Origin of the sequence: Oceanobacillus sp. FSL K6-0118, assembly GCF_038006665.1 — a bacterium.
Taxonomy (GTDB): domain Bacteria; phylum Bacillota; class Bacilli; order Bacillales; family Amphibacillaceae; genus Oceanobacillus; species Oceanobacillus caeni.
Genome location: NZ_JBBOVR010000001.1, coordinates 436574 through 453037, shown reverse-complemented (window position 1 = coordinate 453037; position 16464 = coordinate 436574). Strand labels below are relative to the sequence as shown.

Below are 16464 nucleotides of genomic sequence, written 5' to 3'. Positions count from 1 at the left end.
CCTAGATATTCTAGAAGTATCTAGTACTATGGCTTCTGCTGATTTCTGATAGTTCAGCGAACATTCGCATGTTCGGTTACGCAATGTGTTGCGCATTTCTAACAGACCTCCCCGGGTAAGGATGCAATCTTTCCTTCCACCTATCTGCTTCATTTACTCTGTATCACCTTCGACAGAAAGGACTTTGTTTTGTTTTGCAAACTCATCCAATGATACCTAGCCTTATATGAAGTTTGTGTTCCTCAGACCGGAAGTTTGCCGCCCGCTTCCTTCAGATTCCGCGTCACCACGGACACCCTTGCGTTGAGCTAACCGCTACTTCTGTCTTCACGGCTCGGGACTTTCACCCTAGAGATTGCACCCATGCCGGGCGCACAAAAACAGCTGATTTTCCAAACAGAAAACCAGCTGTTCCTTCTTATATTTAGGCTTCAACATCATAGCCTTGTTCTTCAATAGCTTCTTTCATGGCATCCACATTTACTTTTGATTCGTCAAAAGTAACATCTACTTTGCCAGCTTCTAAATTAACTTCAGCTGCTGATACGCCATCTAATTTTTTTAATGCACCTTCAACAGACATTTTGCAATGACCACATGTCATACCTTGCACATTTAATGTTTTTTCCATTACTTTTCACCTCCTTTAAAAGGGAGTTCCGCCTTATAATTTCACACGTTTTAAGCGAAGGGAGTTAGAAACAACACTTACGGAACTTAATGCCATGGCTGCACCAGCAATCCATGGGGCAAGTAGTCCAATTGCTGCAACCGGGATTCCTGCTGTATTGTATCCGAAAGCCCAGAAAAGGTTTTGACGGATATTTCGAATGGTTGCATGACTGATTCTAATAGCTTTCGGTATGAGTAACAATTCTCCACCAAGAATCGTCAAGTCAGCAGCTTCTATAGCCACTTCTGTACCAGTTCCAATGGCAATTCCGATATCTGCAGTCACTAGTGCAGGTGCATCGTTCACACCGTCACCAACCATTGCTACCTTTTTACCCTTATCTTGAATTTCTTTGACCTTATCTGCTTTTTCTTCAGGTAACACCCCGGCAATCACTTGATCGATTCCTACTTGTTTTGCAATTGCTTGAGCTGTTCTTTCGTTATCCCCTGTTAACATGATAACTTCTAAACCTTGTTCCTTTAACTCTCTAATTGCTTGTGGTGCTGTTTCTTTAATGGTATCAGCAACCGCAACAATACCACGATATTTCCCATCAATGGCTATCAACATTGCTGTTTTACCATTCGTTTCAAATTCAACTAATTCCTCTTCATTACCTTTCATATCAATTTGGTAATCATTCATTAGTTTTCGATTTCCAACGAGAACTTGTTTTCCAGAAATCTTAGCTTCAATACCATGGCCAGGTATCGCATCAAATTCATCCACTTCTACAAAGTCCATATTCTTCTCTGTTGCATATGCCACGATAGCCCCTGCAAGTGGGTGTTCTGATCCTTTTTCCGCACTAGCTAACAATTGTAGTGTTTCCTCATCACCAGTAAAGTCCGTTACTTCGGGTTTCCCTTTTGTAATGGTTCCTGTTTTATCTAGAACAATGGCATTTAACTGATGCGTTCTTTCTAAATGTTCTCCACCTTTAAACAAGATGCCACTCTCCGCAGCCCTTCCTGTCCCTACCATGATGGAAGTTGGTGTTGCTAAACCTAACGCACATGGACAGGCAATAACAAGTACAGCAATTGCTGCAACTAAGGCAGATTCAAATTGACCAGGTTGGACAAAGGCTATCCATACGATAAATGTAAGAATGGCAATCCCTACAACGATTGGTACGAAATAGCCTGAAATGACATCAGCCAATCGTTGAATCGGTGCTTTAGATCCTTGAGCTTCTTCCACAACTTTAACAATGGATGCCAGGGCAGTATCTTTCCCAACTTTTGTAGCTTCCATTTCAATCGAACCATTTTTGTTTATCGTTGAACCGATTAAGCCAGCGTCTACTTCTTTTTCAATCGGAATGGACTCCCCTGTAATCATTGACTCATCCACAGATGTTCTTCCCTTTACAACTATACCGTCTACAGGTATCTTTTCTCCTGGTTTTACAACTAGTCGATCACCAACGACCACTTCATCCACTGGAATCATGATTTCCTCGCCATTTCTTATAACGCGTGCCTCTTTTGCTTGTAAATTAAGTAAAGAAGATAGTGCATTCGTTGTCTGGCTTTTTGCTCTTGCTTCCAAATATTTACCAAATAAAATTAACGTAATTAATACAGCACTCGTTTCAAAGTATAAATGCGGCATATATTCAGGGTTGCCAATGGTTTTGAATGCTTCGTATAAACTATAGAAATAAGCAGCACTCGTACCTAGTGCAACAAGCACATCCATGTTGGCTCCACCATTACGAAGGTTCTTATAGGCACCAACATAAAATTGCCAACCGATGATAAATTGAACAGATGTTGCTAAAGCAAATTGGAACCACGGATTCATGAATATATCTGGTATGGTCATATTAAATAAATGAACCAACATGGTTACTAATAGCGGTGCAGCTAATACGGCTGAAATGATTAATTTCGTTTTCTGATGCTTTAGTTCCTTTTCTTTATGCGTTTGCTTTTCAGCTGCTTCCGCTTTAGGCTTCGCATCATAACCCACATTTTTGATTTTTTCAATCAATGCTTTGACATCTGTGAGCCCTGGATTATATTCAATCGATGCAGTTTCTGTTGTTAAGTTAACCGTTGCGTGCTTTACTCCTTCTTGCTTATTCAATACCTTTTCAATTCGGTTCGAACAAGCTGCACAGGTCATTCCAAACACATCTAATTCAGCATTTTCCATTAAAACACCATAGCCGACATTTTCGATTTTCTTCGTAATATCTTCTATAGATGTTTTATCAGGATCATATTCTACAGTTGCCTTTTCTGTCGTTAAATTAACCTGGGCATCCACACCGTTCATTTTATTTAAAGTTTTTTCAATCCGGTTGGAACATGCAGCACAAGTCATTCCTGTTACCCCAAGTGTTGCATGATTTGTTTCACTCATCATAGATCCCCCCTTACTTAGAAAACTGTTTTAATACTCCCATCAATTCATCAATGGCTTCTTTACCTTCCCCTTGTTTGATCGCATCACTAACACAATGGTTGATATGTCGTTCAGTGACAGCGAAACCTACATTTTTTAAGGCGGATTGAATGGCACTTATTTGTACTAAAATATCCATACAATAGCGATCATCTTCCACCATTTTCTGTATTCCACGAACTTGACCTTCTATTCGTTTTAAACGATTAATAACTTTTTGTTTTTCATCTTGTGATCTTGGTTTACTTGGATGATCATGTAAGAATTTTTCCAAATGAATCACTTCCTTTTCTTTTATACTTATACTATACCCCCATATGGTATATTTGTCAATAAAAATACCTTGGAAATATTAAGACCAGGCCCGTTGAATAAAATCCTGAGGCTTCTTTTACTGTACGTTCTTAAAATTATCCACATTCTTATTAACTATACAAGTAAATATGAGTTGTATTTATATCACTTTAGACGATTCATTTTCTCTGTTGAGGTGAGCGAGTAAACAGAAGTGCCAGTAAAGCACCAGGATATCAGTACTCATGCTCGGAAATCGGGACGCGTGCTCGAAATATCAGCACTCAACTACTTAAAGAACTTTATATTAACTTATAAAATGATCCTTGCCGACCCTCTTCCAGAATTAAAAAAATATCTCTCTTTTTTTACCCATTTGTGAATAGGCAGCAATTGTAGGGTATAATTTTTTAGAGGGATATATCTACTCACAGAACGCCGCTGAACAATACTAAAAGGTCCATCACGCGTTGTGCGAGTACAAACATCCCTTAGCTTAATTTATTCTACCGGTGAAAGTTCTGCCTCCGTTACCCATTTATGATTTTCCACTTCCTTACCAGTCTCTGTATCCGTGTAGCTCACCATGTAAATGGTTGTTGGTTCTGCTGAGTCAATCGTAGCTTTTCCGCCATCCATTCCTTCCATATGATCCGCATTTAATACCACTTCATCGCCAACTTCAAATGGTTTTTCTCCAGCATTTTCAATTTCTTCATGAATAACCCATTTATGGTTCTCTACAGGCTCTCCACCAGTTGTTGGGGTGTAGGAAACAGCATAAACCGTTGTCTCAAATGCACCTGTAATGGTTGCTGTGGCACCATCCATTCCTTTCATGTGATTTGCATGCATAACGGCTTCACTTCCAACTGGATAAGTTGCGTTCTCTGCAACTTTTAAATCTTCCGGAACTTCACCTGAACTTGAATGATTCATCTCTAAGTGATCCATTCCCTCTTCCGCGGAATCAGAAGCTTCTTCATTCAAATCCATGTTTTCATTCGACTCACTTTCTGTACCTTTATTATCTTTAGGTGTCGTTTCATCATTTCCTGCACAAGCCGTTAAAACAAAAGCTAGCATTAAAGAAAAAAATCCAATTAATAGTTTTTTATTTTTCATTATCCCTATCCTCCACTCGAGTGAATTTAATGTTACAGCGATCAGATTCTAAGACTTCCTCCTTTTGAACTTCTGAATATTCATGTTGGTTATTTACTTCTAATTCCCCACTTTGAAGTGGATTATTCCCAGTAATTATTCCATAAACTAGGATAACCAACAGCATACACAAAATACCTAAAAAAGCTCAGGTCCATTATTATTCACATACCGGTCAAGGGTATATTTTTTTAAAAAAGAGAATATGCTACAGAAGCTCGACCACCCTACTTATGCAACATCGTAGCCTTGTTCTTCAATAACTTCTGTAATATCTTTCAAGTCCACCTTTTTTGGATCAAAGGTTACGTCTACTTTCCCATCTTGCAAATGAACTTTTACGCTTTCTACACCGTGTTTTATTTGCTATTTGCATTACCTCCTTTTTTATTTGCCTTAATGTTAACATACCCCCATCGGGTATTGTCAAATGAAAAATTTATTTCATTATCCTCGAGATAGTTATCACTAATTCTGAAATGTTTTCTAGATTCCATTTCTCTAACCGTTCTATAACATATGTGTTAATGTGAATTTCCAACAGTAACCGGTAAACGGAATGCGATGCAGATTGTAGGGCAGACATTTGATTCTGTCATGAAACAGTAGTCACGACTTTAAAGAAATACAGCATAAAAAAAGCCTAATTTCAAGCTAAAATAACGAGAAATTAGGCTTTCCTTCATCCACCACTGATGGTTAGTCGCTCTTATCGGACCTTTACAGGCAGTTGATCTCCCACCTACCTTCTTTGTTCCTAAGAAGCTTGAGGGGGGATATGGGGTATTCAATAATTGTTTGCCACTTTAGCAATCATCCTTTTACATTTAACCATGATTCTTAGTGATGATGTGACGGTTCGTTTTTTATTTTGCAAAGAATTGAGTTGTCATGTTTATGCGCCTCTGTCTCTAGTTGAATCGTTACATGCATAATCCCTAAATGTTCAAGGTCGTGTTCAATCTTGCGTAACACATTCTCACTTTCTGCAATCGTTAGCTGATCATCGACCACAGCATGGCAGGAAAGTGCATTTAGTCCACTAGTAATTGTCCAAACATGTAAATCATGAATGCTCTGAATCCCGTTTACTTCTTCAATGGTTTGAATAACATCATTAACATCAACATTTTCTGGTGTTCCTTCCATGAGAACATGAATCGCTGCTTTAGACACATGGTAACCACTTCTTAATACAAGAATGGCGACAATGACACTCGCAAGTGGATCCGCCCAACCCCAGCCGAAGAACATGATAAGCAGTGCAGCAATAATCGCTCCGACAGATCCAAGCATATCGCTTATTACATGTAAATAAGCCCCACGCATGTTTAAGTTTTCCTCTACATCTGCGCCACGTACCATAATCCACGCAACAAGAACATTAACAGCTAGGCCAATGATACTGATAGTTAACATTCCTGTTGTTGCGACTTCAGGCGGATTTGCGAAGCGCCCAATTGCTTCATAGAAAATAAACAAAGCAATAGCAATTAACGTCACACCATTTAATACAGAAGCTAAAATCTCAAATCGCTTGTAGCCAAATGTCTTACTTTTACTCGCTACCTTTTCTCCTAATTTAAACGCAATTAATGCAATCCCTAATGAAATAGCGTCACTTAGCATGTGACCAGCATCTGCTAAAAGGGCAAGACTATTTGTTAAGTAGCCCCCTATCGCTTCCACAATCATATAAACGGTAATGATTAAAAATGATATTAATAGCACTTTTTTATTTGCGCCATGTGTATGATCATGTCCATGGTCATGTCCCATTATAAGTCCCCCCTTATATTTATATATATGCATATAACAATATATTTTACATCGCTTGCCACTTACTTAATTATATAAATGTCAAAACTAACTGTGACAAGCGTGGTCTATCATTTGTTGCAAAATAAGCATAACGTGAGCATCATCGTGGGAATAGTAAAGTGTTGTTCCTTCGCGGCGGTATTTCACAAGCCGTAAGTTCTTCAAAAACCGTAATTGATGAGATACGGTAGATTGTCGGATATCTAAAGTATCTGCAATTTCGTTTACAGAACATTCCTTTTTAAAAAGTAAATTAAGAATTCGGATTCTTGTAGGATCCCCTAATGCTTTAAAAGTTTGTGATACGATAAATATTGTTTCGCTATCTAAATCTTGAGTAAGACCATTTTCATTTCCAAATTCCTCCATTTTATTCCCTAACCCCCTTGCATCATCTCATACAGAATATAATTATAAATTGATTATCCTTATATGAATATATTAACATATATACATTTATGGTACAATGATATACAGTTAAAGTCTCAAAAAATCCAGGTTGGGTAATTTCATTATATTAACGCGGCCATACATAATAAAATCAAGACGTTTTATTGCTTGTTGTGTATTAACTATAGCCACGAAGTCTTTAGATACGTTTCTATATTCGATTATTATTCGAACCCAGACTGAAACAAGTTTATTTTGTTCCAGTCTGTTTTACTTTTTTCAATCTTTCTTCTGCAATCGCCTGTAATTTAAACTTTTGAATTTTCCCGGTTCCCGTCAGTGGCCATTCGGAGGCCTCCACAAACCAAATATGTCTCGGTATTTTAAAACGGGCTACACGTTCCCGGCACAGGTTTCTGATTTCTTGCTTCGAGCAGCTTTCCCCTTCTTTTAATTCAATGAACGCTGCACCAGTTTCTGTTGTTAACTTATCCGGTACACCAACAATATATACTTGATTGACAGCAGGATGCATTGATATAACGTCCTCTACCTCTTTTGGAGCTACGGTTTCTCCAGATACCTTGTAGAGGTCTTTACTTCTTCCTAATAACCGGATATAGCCATTCTCATCAATGGTTCCCAAATCACCGCTACGAATATAGCCTTCTTCATCAATAGCAAAAGCTGTTTCCTCTGGTTTTTTATAATAGCCTTTTGTTACAACGTTGCCTCGAACTGCTAACTCACCAACGGAGCCGCTTGGTAAGGTTTCCCCAGAATCTGGATCAATGACCTTGTATGTTACACTTTTATCTCCAAAATCTGGATCCCCAGCCACTCCTGCTGTTTTCACCTTTCCAACAGTTGTCGATATAATTTCTAAAGGATCACCGATTTCTGTCAGCATTGTTGTAGAGGATGCTTCTGTTCCTCCACAGCCTGTACCAATCTCTGTCACTTCCAGCTCTTCTACTGCACGTTTCCAAAGAGGAACTGGTGATGGAGCGGCACAACATAACAACGCATAGAGATGATTCAGTTTAGTATTTTTAATTTCTGGTCGATTCAATAAAGCTACCAGCATCGAAGGAACCGCCAGAAAATCATGAACTTTGTATTTTTCCATCAATTCCAATGATTGCAGTGGCTGAAAGGCTTGACAGGTAACCATCCCTCCACCTAAAAAGGAGGCTGCAAATAAACCTTCTTGTAGAAAATAAACATGATACATCGGCAACGGTGCATAAATTCGCCTTCCTGTCTCATAAGCTCTTGTACAACAAGTCGCGAATCCGGAACGCAGCATCATATCATCAGTAAGCATCACACCTTTTGGTAAGCCAGTAGATCCTGACGTATAAATAATCGCAGCACAGGAATCGGGATCATTTGTTTCCTGCATACGTTGATCAACAACCGCATTCTCTACCGCTTCGGCTCCCTTTACAAAATGACTCCAATCTTGGTAAATTGCTGGAGCTTCTTCCTTCTTCATTGGAATACAAACAGCCTGTTTAAAAGGACTTTCCGCATCCCCCTGGAGGGTTGCAATTACGCTTTTTAATGATTCCGCATGTTCTTGCTTATTCGCAACTTGATGTAAGAAAAGCCAGTTTGTATCCGATTGACGAAGCATATAGGTCAACTCTTCCTTTTGGAGCTGTGTATTCAACGGAACAACAATAGCTCCAATCATCGAAGAAGCAATAAATAAGGCGATGTAATCTGGATCATTTTCCATTAAGATAGCGACATGATCATCCGGCTGTACACCTAGATGAATCATTGCTTTGGCATAACGTCGTGACCTTTTCCAAATCTCTTCGTATGTCACCGTATATTCTGGCATCATAATCAGCGGATAATCCCGATAATGCTGACATTGCCTCTCAAAGTGGGCTGCAATTGTCCGTTTCTCCCATTTAGGATAAGCCGATTTTAAAGCCTCTCTTCTTTGCTCTACACTTAAACAAGTTTCTAGCATCTTCTATCTCTCCATTCATCATTTCATTCATTAAGGAGCTTGCCAAATAAGAATTCCATTTTGACCACCAAAGCCAAATGAATTACTCATCGCTGTTGTAATACGCTGCTTGCGGCTCTTATTTGGAATGATATCTAACGGTGCTTGTTCATCACGAATATTAGAATGAAGTGTTGCAGGAAGTATCCCTGTTTCTAGTGCTCTTATGCACGCAATACTCTCAATAGCTCCCGCTGCACCAAGTAAATGACCTACACTTCCTTTAATGGAGCTGACAGGTATTTCATCAAGCTTTTCCCCGAAGATAAGTCTTAATGCCTTCGTTTCTGCAATATCTCCAGCTGGTGTTGACGTCGCATGTGCATTAATATAATCAATATCAGTAGGAGTTAATCCTGACGAACGAAGCGCTCGCTCAATTGCCAATGCGGCACTGGTTCCTTCAGGGTCTGGTGACGTATCATGATAAGCATCATTGGAAGCCCCGTAACCTTTTAGTATTGCATAAATATGCGCCCCTCTTGCCTTGGCACGTTCTAATGGTTCTAGGACAAACAAACCTGCCCCTTTTCCCATTACCATTCCTGTCCGCTCTTTATCGAACGGACGAGACCATGTCGAAAAGTCTTCCGGCCCTTTCGTTGCTAGTGCCCCTGCATCTCCTAACCCAGACAGAAATACATTGGACCAAAGGCTATCTACCCCTCCAGCAAGAATATAGTTTAATTTCTGTTATTTCAATGTACTGATTCTCATAATCCGCTTCTAGTTTTTCGAAATTTAGTTCCTGGCCGGCTCTTCTGTTCATATAATCTTTACTCCATTCAATGTCAGATACAGGGCTGATATAGTGAATGGTGAATTCATCCATCGCTGCTATATCATTGTCTTCATAATGGAATATGAGGGATTCATATAGTTCGTCTGGCTGTGCGTTACTTGTATCATCAATAACCATATCTTCAGGGAAATGAAGAGTGAAACCATTTGTCTTTGAAATCAATGGGTAGTAGCCACTTTTAACTTGGTCAGTAGACTGCATATATTCTCTTGTGTATTCATCTTGAAATGCCGGCACATTAGGTAAATCATTCGGATCCATCTCAGAAGGGGAGAGGGACTCTTTTCCATTACTCATATTGCATCCTCCTAAAATCAGCGTTGTAAGTATCACAATGATTGCAAATTTATATTTCACGCAGCGTTACCTCCATAAGGTTTGGATTGTTGCTGTAATGTAGTCCATAAAAATTATACAAAACACATCCAATCATTCCCAGCAATAGTATGGTACTTTTCCTAAAACGGTTCTTTAGTCTCGGGGATATGTACCAGTATGAAGCCATAATGAAAAAGGAGCTTGAACAAATCATCTTGCATTCACTAGCAAAAAAATATCAAAATCAAAGTGATGATAAGTTAAGGGTGCTTGCAACTATATTAAGTTGGATGATTTACGGAGCTTCATTAGATTGGAAAGAGAATAGCAGCAAATCATCAGAGGAATATTTAGAAGAAACAAGTTTATCTATTAGGCAATTATTGAAGAATGAAATATCGTAAATTCAATTGAAAAGCAAATTGATATTGGATTATGATTGGGCCCCCAACGAATTTTGCGTAAAAAAATCCAAAGGTCTGCCGGGAAAACACCGGAAAGACCCTCGGATTGGGAACATTAATTTTATTTAAGGAACGTTAATTTTTTATAGGGACAACCACAAGTATCCTCTAAAATTAATTTATTCTACTGTTACACTTTTCGCAAGGTTTCTCGGCTTATCAACATCACAGTCACGATGTAATGCTGCGTAGTATGCCAATAATTGTAAAGGCACGATGCTAACCAATGGGGTTAGAAGTTCATGAACCTTTGGTAAGACAAAAGCATCCGTGTCTTCTTCTAAACCTTTCATACTAACTATTAAAACATTCGCACCACGAGCTACTACTTCTTGAACATTACCACGAATAGAATAGTTTACATTTTCATGCGTGGTAACTGCAATAACTGGAGTTCCCTCTTCAATTAAAGCAATGGTTCCATGTTTAAGCTCTCCACCAGCAAAGCCTTCCGCCTGAATGTAGGAGATTTCTTTTAATTTAAGTGCACCTTCTAAAGAAACATTATAATCTCCGCTTCTTCCGATGAAAAAGGCATTGCGAGTTGTTGGTAAATACTCTGCAGCTAAACGTTCAATTTCCTCTTTCTCATCTGTTAGAACTTCCATCGCACTAGAAACAATTGCTAACTCTTTAATCAAATCTATTTCTATATCTTTTCCTTTAACAGCTGCTGTGTCTGTTGCCAAAATAGCAAGTACAGCAATTTGAGCAGTATATGCTTTAGTTGAAGCAACAGCAATTTCTGGGCCAGCATATAGCTGTAGTGTATAATCAGCTTCACGAGAAAGGGTGGAACCTGGCACATTTGTAATCGTTAGTGCTGGGTATCCTAGTTCTTTAATTTTTACTAATACAGCACGGCTATCTGCTGTCTCACCACTTTGTGAGAGGAAAATAAATAAAGGTTTTTCGGAAAGCAATGGCGTATTATAAGAGAATTCACTTGCAACATGGACCTCGGTTGGTATGTTAGCTAGTTTTTCCAATAGCTCCTTACCAACTAATCCTGCATGATAGCTCGTTCCTGCTGCTATAATATAAATTCGATCTGCTTTCTTCATTGCATTACGAATATCATTATTAAGTTTTAGTTCGTTATTTTCATCTTGATATTCCTTAATAATATTCCGAATAACAATTGGCTGTTCATCAATTTCTTTTAACATATAGTGTGGGTAAGTTCCCTTTTCTATATCACTTGCATCAATTTGTGCCGTATACGGTTCACGTTCTACAACTGTACCATCTAGTTTTTGAATTTGCACATGATTACGTGTAACTAATACAATTTCTTTATCATTAATTTCAAGATATTGATTGGTTTCCTTAAGTGTAGCCATTGCATCACTTGCAATGACATTAAATCCATCACCTAAACCGATCAATAATGGACTCTTATTTTTAGAAACATATAGTGTTTCCGTATCATCCACATCAATCATTCCGATTGCATAAGAACCTTTTAAAAGTTCCATCGCTTTACGAAAAGCTGTAAGAGTGTCTTGGTGTTCTTGATAAAATTTATCGATTAATTGAACGATAACTTCTGTATCTGTTTCACTTAGGAATGTAACATCACTTAAATATTCTCTCTTTAAGTCTTGATAATTTTCAATTACACCATTGTGTACAATTGTGAATTTACCTGATGTACTTTGATGTGGATGTGCATTTGTTATACTAGGGATTCCATGTGTTGCCCAACGAGTATGACCAATCCCCATCGTTGCTTGTACGGATTCATCCACACTTTCTTTCAATTTAGCAATACGACCTTTAACTTTCGTAAGATGAACGCCCTCTTCATTCAAAACAGCAATACCTGCTGAGTCATAGCCACGATATTCTAATTTTTCTAATCCGTGTAATAAAACATTCTTTGAATCATTATTTCCTATATAACCTACAATTCCGCACATTTCATTGTCCTCCTATGATAGGGGCAGACAAACGTTATACTTATTAATATTAATCCTTGGGGCGCTTTTCTGCCCCTTTCTCGTATTTTTTTCATAGTCATCTTGCATCATTCCTTTGTGCAATAAGTCGCCTTATTGTTTTTGGAACAAAGCTAAACGATTGAGATGTGCAATCGGGAGGCATCCGCCGAAACTTCGATAACCTCCACCTCGTCAACTATTTTCCCCTGTCGTCCGGAAAATAGTCCTGGCGCTTTAAAATAAAGTAACTACTATGCTCCTTTCCATATAGAAATAAGCCTAAAACATATTCTATATTAAATCAGCTTTAGACTTAATTTATTCTACCCAATGAAAACGCCTTCGGTCAATAAAAAGCTTCGAGTAGATCATATTAATTTATGTATAATATGTCTTTCTTGTGAACATGTTAGGTAATTTTGATTTTCTATATAATGTTTTATCAGATAAAATAAAAAAACTGCTCCAGCTTTTCTTGGAGCAGTTTTCTTATTTTATTTAAGACCAAATAAATCCTCTACTATTTTTACAATACGGTCTACGTATTTTTCACATTCTTCTTCCGTTGAAGCTTCTACCATGACACGGATTAATGGTTCTGTTCCAGATGGACGTACAAGAACACGGCCGTTTTCACCTAATTCGTGCTCCACTGCTTCTACTTCTTTAAGAATTTGTGAGTTGTTCAATGCTTCTTCCTTATTGGTTACTTTCACATTTTTCAAAACCTGAGGATAAATTGTCATTTCTGCCGCAAGCTCTGATAAGGCTTTTCCAGTTTCTTTCATTACATTTACAAGCTGAAGGGCAGAAAGCATTCCGTCACCTGTTGTTATGTAATTTAGGAAAATGATATGACCAGACTGTTCTCCGCCAAGATTATAACCGCCTTTACGCATTTCTTCCATGACATAACGGTCTCCCACAGCAGTTTTACTACTTTTAATTCCATTTTCATCAAGAGCTTTATAAAATCCGATATTACTCATAACGGTTGAAACGACTGTATTATGGCGTAAAAGGCCGCGTTCATTTAAAAATTTACTACAAATATACATAATTTGGTCGCCATCTACAATATTTCCTTTTTCATCTACAGCTATTAAACGATCACCATCACCATCAAAAGCTAAGCCAATGTCAGCGCCTTTTTCCTGGACAAATTCTTGAAGCTTCTCAGGGTGTGTAGACCCCACTCCATCGTTAATGTTTAAACCGTTTGGACTAGAGCCGATAGAATAGATTTCTGCCTCTAGATCTGCAAATAAGTGTGTTGCAAGGCTAGAAGTTGCACCATGAGCACAATCAACTGCAATGGTTATTCCTTCAAAGTCATTATCAATCGTATCTTTTAAGAAGGATAGATATTTTTGACCACCTTCGAAGTAATCATTGATTACCCCAATATCTCCTCCTATTGGACGAGGAAGTTTATCCTCTCCATCAATAATTTCTTCAATTTGATCTTCTTGCTCGTCACTTAGTTTAAACCCATCTGGGCCAAAGAACTTAATTCCGTTATCTTCAACAGGATTATGAGATGCGGAAATCATGACTCCTGCATGTGCGCTTAACGCTTTAGTTAGATAAGCTACTCCCGGGGTTGAGATAACCCCTAGCCTCATCACTTCCGCTCCAATGGAAAGAAGTCCAGAAATTAGCGCATTTTCTAACATGGTACCGGAAATTCTTGTGTCACGACCTATTACTACTTTCGGTTTTTCAGTTTGCTGTGTAAGTACATAGCCACCAGCGCGGCCTAATTTAAAAGCTAATTCTGGAGTAAGCTCTTTATTTGCTATACCTCTTACCCCATCTGTCCCAAAATATTTTCCCATGTCTTACCTCTCCTTTATTTCCAATTCAGGTGTTAATAGGGGTTGTAACCAGACTATTCAATATCAACCTGAATTTGTTCCAGTTCGGTCGAAATAGAAATATCATCAGATTTAGCCTTCATCTCTATTTCCACCGGCAAATTATGCTGCCCTTTGTTTAAACCAGATCCATTAGCATATAATCGAATATCGTCCTTCGTAATTCCACCAACTTCTGCTTCATTTCCTACTAACGTGACGTCCATCTTTTTATCTTTAGGTTTTAAAAATTCTACAGCTTGTCCATCTATTCCATCAACATGAACAGGAACATCCTCTAATGTTTTTGTTTGTTCTAGCTCTACACCTACTTCAATTGTATCCTTTCCGGGAACAACTACACCTTCGGGTAAAGCAAGTCCGACCTTAATTACCCCTGTCTCTTTAATTTGGGACAGGTCAATCTCTTCTGTGGAAATAGACTCCATGCCTGCAAGTATATCACTTGTTGCAAAAACTTCCACTTCTTCTATTTTGGGCTTCAATGAAATTAGTGAATATCCTTCAGGTAGTTCACCTTTTGTTTTAATATCTAATTTCACCTTTTTACTTGGATGATTTACTTCCGTCGATACTTTAACCTTCTCTGGAGTAACATTAGCATTAAGAACGTTACCCTGTACGTCATATATATTTACAGGAAGTTCTTGGTTTTCTATAGGCTCTTTAACTCCAGCAACATCGACAAATACTTTCACTACTCCAATACGTTCAATAATATTACGCGAACTTGTTATTGTTACTTCTGAAGGATTAATCGTATAGTCACCAAGTTCATAACCAGCTGGTAATTTGTCTTGATTAACAAAGTCTACGGAGACCTCAAAATTCTTCTCTGCCTTTTCTTCAATATAAACATCAATTTCACTTGGCTCAATAGTCATTTTTAATTGATTGGAAACATCATGTTGAATTTCTACAGTATGTTCTCCTTCTTCCAATCCTTCCAAATCAACAAATACTTCAAAGTTTCGTTGTAAAACAATAGGACGTAAATAATTTGGTGGGCCTTCTAAAGATACCGTCACAAATTCTGGTACACCACTTACAACATAATTGTCATTATCCATCCTAATTTCTACAGGAACATCATCTAGCGTTTGGGTTTCTGTATTACTCTTTGAAACAGCAGAATCCGTATGGGTAGAATTAACGGTAGTATTTACAAAGATGTATAATATGACAGCAAAGGACAATGAAACTAAACGAACAAACCATTTGCTTTTAAACCAATTATCCATTTACATCTTCCCTCCGATTCTTAATCTTCTTTTTGGAGGCTTCTTCAATGTATGACAGATGGGCATTAAGCATTTGTTTTAATGTTTCTTCATTAATATCTCTATGCAATTCACCATTTTTTGTACATGAAATGGCACCTGTTTCTTCTGATACCACAACAGTTAAAGCATCTGTTACCTCACTTATCCCCATAGCGGCACGGTGCCTAGTTCCTAACTCTTTTGAGATAAATGGACTTTCGGATAACGGAAGATAACATGCAGCTGACATAACTTTCCCATCTTTAATAATTACTGCACCATCATGTAAAGGGGTGTTTGGTGTGAAAATATTGGTTAATAATTGGTGTGTTAAATTACCACCTACCAAAATTCCGGTTTCCATATATTCACCAATTCCAGTCTCGCCTTCTATCGTTATCAAAGCACCTATTCTTCGTTTCGCCATATATTTACAAGATTCAACGATAGATTCTATATTTTTAGCAATAATCTCTTCCTCTGATTTTGAACTTCTGGAAAACAAATTACCTCTTCCTAATTGTTCTAAAGCCCTTCTAAGTTCGGGTTGAAAGAGTATAATAATTGCAAGAAAACCCCAAATAATTGCCTGGTTTGTCAGCCATTGTAATGTTTGTAAATTAAAGACATTACTTATCGCCCATACAAGTAATACGACAGCTATCCCCTTTAAGAGTTGGATTGCTTTCGTACCCCGTATTAACATCATTAATTTATATAATACATACCAGACGAGAGTAATATCTACGCCTAATCTAAGTAGATCGAGAAAATCCAATCCCCCATCAAGCATGCGGCACACATCCTTTTTCACTTTATTAGAAAACTTAGCATTCGCTTTGGCTTTAGCGAATGCCGTAGTTGCACTTATGCAAATCTTCACGATGGGGCGAGTAATCGAAGCCCCAGACTGGAAAGATTTCTATCCTTTCCTACCTGCCAAAAAAGTTTAGTAAAATTAACAATTTATTTTTTAAACATGCTGTTATTATAACAAAATATACCTATAGAT

General features: G+C 38.0%; 17 protein-coding genes and 1 pseudogene. 1 reads left to right on the top strand and 17 read right to left on the bottom strand.

The features are described 5' to 3' along the window. Window positions 1-424: 424 nt before the first annotated feature. From copZ to MHI02_RS02295, 13 genes and pseudogenes are all read right to left on the bottom strand, one after another. Entirely contained in the window at window positions 425-631 is a 207-nt protein-coding gene (gene copZ / locus MHI02_RS02350) for a copper chaperone CopZ (protein ID WP_047184408.1), read from the bottom strand. A gap of 33 nt (window positions 632-664) precedes the next feature. After that, window positions 665-3049 carry a heavy metal translocating P-type ATPase gene (locus tag MHI02_RS02345; protein ID WP_047184409.1) on the bottom strand — a complete coding sequence of 795 codons (2385 nt, stop codon included), beginning with the start codon at window positions 3047-3049 and terminating at the stop codon, window positions 665-667. Window positions 3050-3062: 13 nt separating this feature from the next. After that, the gene (locus MHI02_RS02340; protein WP_047184410.1) at window positions 3063-3365 is read right to left on the bottom strand and encodes a metal-sensing transcriptional repressor; all 303 of its coding nucleotides are present in this window, start codon (window positions 3363-3365) and stop codon (window positions 3063-3065) included. Between the two features lie 521 nt (window positions 3366-3886). After that, window positions 3887-4510 carry a YdhK family protein gene (locus tag MHI02_RS02335; protein ID WP_341165616.1) on the bottom strand — a complete coding sequence of 208 codons (624 nt, stop codon included), beginning with the start codon at window positions 4508-4510 and terminating at the stop codon, window positions 3887-3889. Next, complete coding sequence (locus MHI02_RS02330; protein ID WP_204798655.1) at window positions 4500-4676, bottom strand: hypothetical protein; 177 nt, start codon at window positions 4674-4676, stop codon at window positions 4500-4502. Before MHI02_RS02330 ends, MHI02_RS02335 begins: the two co-directional genes overlap by 11 nt. Before the next feature lie 104 nt (window positions 4677-4780). Further along, window positions 4781-4912: a cation transporter gene (locus MHI02_RS02325; protein ID WP_204798662.1), complete on the bottom strand. Its 132-nt coding sequence runs from the start codon at window positions 4910-4912 to the stop codon at window positions 4781-4783. A 76-nt stretch (window positions 4913-4988) separates the two neighbouring features. Then, on the bottom strand, window positions 4989-5135 hold the full coding sequence (locus MHI02_RS18515; protein ID WP_420874594.1) for a hypothetical protein: 147 nt from the start codon (window positions 5133-5135) through the stop codon (window positions 4989-4991). A 254-nt stretch (window positions 5136-5389) separates the two neighbouring features. Then, the gene (locus MHI02_RS02320) at window positions 5390-6328 is read right to left on the bottom strand and encodes a cation diffusion facilitator family transporter (protein ID WP_257457347.1); all 939 of its coding nucleotides are present in this window, start codon (window positions 6326-6328) and stop codon (window positions 5390-5392) included. 87 nt (window positions 6329-6415) lie between these two features. Further along, entirely contained in the window at window positions 6416-6739 is a 324-nt protein-coding gene (locus MHI02_RS02315; RefSeq protein WP_047184414.1) for an ArsR/SmtB family transcription factor, read from the bottom strand. Between the two features lie 271 nt (window positions 6740-7010). After that, window positions 7011-8747, bottom strand: a complete 1737-nt coding sequence (locus MHI02_RS02310; protein ID WP_341165615.1) for a class I adenylate-forming enzyme family protein — start codon at window positions 8745-8747, stop codon at window positions 7011-7013. Between the two features lie 30 nt (window positions 8748-8777). Next, the gene (locus MHI02_RS02305) at window positions 8778-9329 is read right to left on the bottom strand and encodes a beta-ketoacyl-[acyl-carrier-protein] synthase family protein (RefSeq protein WP_244987024.1); all 552 of its coding nucleotides are present in this window, start codon (window positions 9327-9329) and stop codon (window positions 8778-8780) included. Between the two features lie 6 nt (window positions 9330-9335). After that, window positions 9336-9422: pseudogene (locus MHI02_RS02300) on the bottom strand (hypothetical protein); the annotation flags it as partial. A gap of 19 nt (window positions 9423-9441) precedes the next feature. Continuing rightward, complete coding sequence (locus MHI02_RS02295) at window positions 9442-9885, bottom strand: hypothetical protein (RefSeq protein ID WP_052771660.1); 444 nt, start codon at window positions 9883-9885, stop codon at window positions 9442-9444. A 209-nt stretch (window positions 9886-10094) separates the two neighbouring features. Between MHI02_RS02295 and MHI02_RS02290 the strand changes: the two genes are divergently transcribed. Continuing rightward, window positions 10095-10310, top strand: coding sequence for a hypothetical protein (locus tag MHI02_RS02290; RefSeq protein WP_047184415.1), 216 nt, complete (start codon window positions 10095-10097; stop codon window positions 10308-10310). A 179-nt stretch (window positions 10311-10489) separates the two neighbouring features. Here the strand turns inward: MHI02_RS02290 and glmS are convergent, their stop codons facing one another. From glmS to cdaA, 4 genes are all read right to left on the bottom strand, one after another. Then, window positions 10490-12292, bottom strand: coding sequence for a glutamine--fructose-6-phosphate transaminase (isomerizing) (gene glmS, locus MHI02_RS02285; protein ID WP_341165614.1), 1803 nt, complete (start codon window positions 12290-12292; stop codon window positions 10490-10492). A 515-nt stretch (window positions 12293-12807) separates the two neighbouring features. Further along, the gene (glmM, locus tag MHI02_RS02280) at window positions 12808-14151 is read right to left on the bottom strand and encodes a phosphoglucosamine mutase (RefSeq protein WP_047184417.1); all 1344 of its coding nucleotides are present in this window, start codon (window positions 14149-14151) and stop codon (window positions 12808-12810) included. A gap of 53 nt (window positions 14152-14204) precedes the next feature. Further along, the gene (locus MHI02_RS02275) at window positions 14205-15431 is read right to left on the bottom strand and encodes a CdaR family protein (protein ID WP_047184418.1); all 1227 of its coding nucleotides are present in this window, start codon (window positions 15429-15431) and stop codon (window positions 14205-14207) included. Further along, entirely contained in the window at window positions 15424-16245 is an 822-nt protein-coding gene (gene cdaA / locus MHI02_RS02270) for a diadenylate cyclase CdaA (RefSeq protein WP_047184419.1), read from the bottom strand. Before cdaA ends, MHI02_RS02275 begins: the two co-directional genes overlap by 8 nt. Between the last annotated feature and the right edge of the window lie 219 nt (window positions 16246-16464).

Coding starts and splice junctions, on each gene's coding strand:
- MHI02_RS02290 (WP_047184415.1), top strand. CDS start 10,095: ATGAAAAAGGAGCTTGAACAAATCATCTTGCATTCACTAGCAAAAAAA.
- MHI02_RS02310 (WP_341165615.1), bottom strand. CDS start 8,747: ATGCTAGAAACTTGTTTAAGTGTAGAGCAAAGAAGAGAGGCTTTAAAA.
- glmM (WP_047184417.1), bottom strand. CDS start 14,151: ATGGGAAAATATTTTGGGACAGATGGGGTAAGAGGTATAGCAAATAAA.
- MHI02_RS02315 (WP_047184414.1), bottom strand. CDS start 6,739: ATGGAGGAATTTGGAAATGAAAATGGTCTTACTCAAGATTTAGATAGC.
- MHI02_RS02335 (WP_341165616.1), bottom strand. CDS start 4,510: ATGAAAAATAAAAAACTATTAATTGGATTTTTTTCTTTAATGCTAGCT.
- MHI02_RS02320 (WP_257457347.1), bottom strand. CDS start 6,328: ATGGGACATGACCATGGACATGATCATACACATGGCGCAAATAAAAAA.
- MHI02_RS02295 (WP_052771660.1), bottom strand. CDS start 9,885: ATGAGTAATGGAAAAGAGTCCCTCTCCCCTTCTGAGATGGATCCGAAT.
- MHI02_RS02345 (WP_047184409.1), bottom strand. CDS start 3,049: ATGAGTGAAACAAATCATGCAACACTTGGGGTAACAGGAATGACTTGT.
- glmS (WP_341165614.1), bottom strand. CDS start 12,292: ATGTGCGGAATTGTAGGTTATATAGGAAATAATGATTCAAAGAATGTT.
- cdaA (WP_047184419.1), bottom strand. CDS start 16,245: ATGCTTGATGGGGGATTGGATTTTCTCGATCTACTTAGATTAGGCGTA.
- MHI02_RS02275 (WP_047184418.1), bottom strand. CDS start 15,431: ATGGATAATTGGTTTAAAAGCAAATGGTTTGTTCGTTTAGTTTCATTG.
- MHI02_RS02305 (WP_244987024.1), bottom strand. CDS start 9,329: ATGGTAATGGGAAAAGGGGCAGGTTTGTTTGTCCTAGAACCATTAGAA.
- MHI02_RS02330 (WP_204798655.1), bottom strand. CDS start 4,676: ATGCTGTTGGTTATCCTAGTTTATGGAATAATTACTGGGAATAATCCA.
- copZ (WP_047184408.1), bottom strand. CDS start 631: ATGGAAAAAACATTAAATGTGCAAGGTATGACATGTGGTCATTGCAAA.
- MHI02_RS18515 (WP_420874594.1), bottom strand. CDS start 5,135: ATGTCTGCCCTACAATCTGCATCGCATTCCGTTTACCGGTTACTGTTG.